The organism is Lutibacter sp. B1 (assembly GCF_012524075.1).
Taxonomy (GTDB): domain Bacteria; phylum Bacteroidota; class Bacteroidia; order Flavobacteriales; family Flavobacteriaceae; genus Lutibacter.
This window is the reverse complement of the sequence record NZ_JAAZUI010000060.1, coordinates 1-2,759: the sequence shown is the minus strand read 5'-3', so window position 1 is coordinate 2,759 and position 2,759 is coordinate 1. Positions and strand designations below refer to the sequence as shown.

Annotated in this window: 3 protein-coding genes; all 3 read right to left on the bottom strand. The window is 28.1% G+C overall.

Features of this window, described 5'->3' with window-relative positions; genetic code table 11:
* Positions 1-933 precede the first annotated feature (933 nt).
* The gene (locus tag HGB55_RS14655) at positions 934-1,554 is read right to left on the bottom strand and encodes a tetratricopeptide repeat protein (protein WP_168817771.1); all 621 of its coding nucleotides are present in this window, start codon (positions 1,552-1,554) and stop codon (positions 934-936) included.
* A 165-nt stretch (positions 1,555-1,719) separates the two neighbouring features.
* A complete protein-coding gene (locus tag HGB55_RS14650; RefSeq protein ID WP_168817769.1) occupies positions 1,720-2,076 on the bottom strand; it encodes a KTSC domain-containing protein in 357 nt (118 codons plus the stop codon).
* A gap of 6 nt (positions 2,077-2,082) precedes the next feature.
* A complete protein-coding gene (locus tag HGB55_RS14645; protein WP_168817767.1) occupies positions 2,083-2,610 on the bottom strand; it encodes a hypothetical protein in 528 nt (175 codons plus the stop codon).
* Between the last annotated feature and the right edge of the window lie 149 nt (positions 2,611-2,759).

The window sequence follows — 2,759 nt, the reverse complement described above, 5'->3', positions numbered from 1 at the left end:
GAAAACTACTTAAAAAATTCATTCCGGAATAATGCTCAAAATCAGAATATTTTCAGCTTTAGTAAATCATTATTTTTGAAGGTAAATTTCTCTGCCAAGTTCCAATCTCGTTATTTTAGGCAACGGTTTAGGCTATGTTGTCGTTGTGGAAAAATCGGCAAGATTTTTCCGCCATAGCAATTGTGTTAGTAAATATACGAGGATTTTCTGAAAAAGAAAATCCGCCACAATGCAATATAGCCATTGTTAGCTAAAGTAACTTAATCAAACAAAGTTGGATTTATCAATTTTAGTTCAAATTTAACCGATTCATTGCTCAAATCTGACCGATACAATTCTCATTCTTTTGTGTGTTTTTAAAATTCAATTTTTCGATTAGTAAGAATTAAGAATAGTAACTAAAACAATCAGAAAATCTTTCTTTTAGAGTTTTACTTTTCAAGTTTAGTACTAACTATAAAAAGAAGATGAATTATTTAAAAAATCAATCGTTGTGAATTTTTCAGTTTAGTAGAAAATTAGCTTAAAAACTAAAAATGAGAGAAAACTCGTATGTTTAGAAAATCTATTAAAATTTAGCGGATTCAACTCATTAAATTTCTCAATTTAGCAGAATGATGAAATAGGAGAGAAGAGTTCTCAGAGAATTCTCAGTTGAAGCAGAATTTTAGTTTTGGAAGAAAACTATTTAAAAAATTCATTCCGGAATAGTGCTCAAAATCGGACTAATTTTCAGCTTTAGTAAATCATTATTTTTGAAGAAAAATTTCTCAGCCGAGTTCTTCGCACGTTATTTTAGCTAACGGGATTTTATATGATTTGTGCGACTGGAAAATCGGAGATTTTTCTGCCGTAGCAAATCGCTTGTTGAATGTTTGTTGTTTGTATTAGTTTAAATGTAAGCATAAATTATATGAGGTGTTGGGGGTAGTTTTATTTATCTTTCAAAATGTTTTTCAATTCCATTATACTTTCTTTCAATTCGGATTTCTCAACATAAATCAAAGCTTTTTCGTTAAACTCAATTGATTTCTCAATATCGTCAAGATTATAATATGCAATTGCTTTACTATAAAACCACTCAGATTTTGATACAAAATTATCTTTTAGTTTGATTCCTTTATCAAATATTTCAATCGCTTTTTCCTCTTTAAAATCCTCATTAAGTGTTGTTCCTAAATTCAAGTATGTTGGAGAGAAAAAACTGTCAATTTGAATTGCCTGATTAAAATATTCATAGGATTTGTCGAAATTTTTCAATCTGCATTCAATGTTTCCTAAAGAATTTAAAATAATCAAATTATTTGGCTCAATATTATTGCTCTTTTGAATTATTTCTCTTGCATTAATGAAATTTTCTTTTTGTATTTCTCTTAACCCTAAATCGAAATAATTCGAAGCTACAGAATCTTTTATTTTAGTATTTCCGTAATAATAATAATCCAAATTGAGTCCGTCTCGGATTGTCACATTATCTAACTGTTCTCTTTTTTCATTTATATCTTTACAAGAATTTAGTATTAAAAGACAAAGAATAAATCTAAATATTTTCATAGTATTTTTTTTTCGGCAATTACCCCCAACGGTCTCGGCTATTGATAGTTGCTTGTTCAAGCAATAAATTTAGCAAATGCATACCGAATAGAAAATCCGAAAGGATTTTCGTAAGTAAGCTCGAAAAAGCAATTATTTATAGCCATTGTTGTGTAACGTTATTTTTTAGATTATTAATTGATATTTTCCTTTAATTCTTGCATTATAAAATTTCCCAAATGAATCAGCATTTTTAAATTCATTCCATAGTTTTTTTGGTAATCTTTTATGAATGTATGTCTTTTTTCTGGTTCTAATTATTAAATATCCATTTTTCTTGTCGCAAGAATAATATTCAGCTTTTAAAATCCAAGAACTTTTACTCGTATTACATTTGTCATAAAGTTCAAAATCAGTTGTCTCAATAATTTTTTTTGCTTGTTCATAGCTTGAAAAGCTATTTTTAAAGTTTGAACAATCTTGAGAGTTACAAGATGTAATAAAAAATCCTATTAAGAATAATAGTTGTATTCTTACTGTCATTTATAATTATTTTTTATTGTAGCGCGAAAATCTAAAACTATCATTAGTCATTATAAAAATGCCATAGATTGTTTTGCTTGATGAAAAATCATCCTTTTGAGTTGAAGAATCAATTATGTAAGTCATTGTTGAACCTTGATAGATTTTATAAAATACCTTTTCCTCAACGTATGAATCATAAATTTTCCCACCCCATTTTTTTATTTGATTTATATATTCATTGTATTTCTCTTTTTTATGTATTTGAACACTTATTCTATTCCTTTCAGGATTTTCATTAGAATAGTAAAACCAAAGAAAGGATTCTGCTTTGTCATTAAAATCAGATTTATTATAGGCGAAAGTCAAACTTCCATATGTTTCCGATGTAGGTGCTTCTGCATTTATCATACTCCAATTCTTTTGAGTTAAGTATTCTTCAGCTTCGGCTATATTCTTTTTTCTAACAGATAGGACTTGTGTTAAAGTCAAGTTTTGACTATAAATAATATTCCCAATTAGAAACATTAGGAAGATAGTTAATTTTCTTTTCATTAGTTCGTTTTTAATGTTACACAACGGTTTAGGCTAGGGTTTCGGCGTGGAAAATGTCGGAGACTTTTCCGCTGATGAAACTTAGCCGATTAAAAGTACACCAAACTTTTGATTTAGCAAAAAAGCCACGCTGAACTTTAGCCATTGTT

Excerpts from the sequence above, each read along its gene's own strand:
- HGB55_RS14650 (WP_168817769.1), bottom strand. The coding sequence starts at position 2,076 with ATGACAGTAAGAATACAACTATTATTCTTAATAGGATTTTTTATTACA.
- HGB55_RS14655 (WP_168817771.1), bottom strand. The coding sequence starts at position 1,554 with ATGAAAATATTTAGATTTATTCTTTGTCTTTTAATACTAAATTCTTGT.
- HGB55_RS14645 (WP_168817767.1), bottom strand. The coding sequence starts at position 2,610 with ATGAAAAGAAAATTAACTATCTTCCTAATGTTTCTAATTGGGAATATT.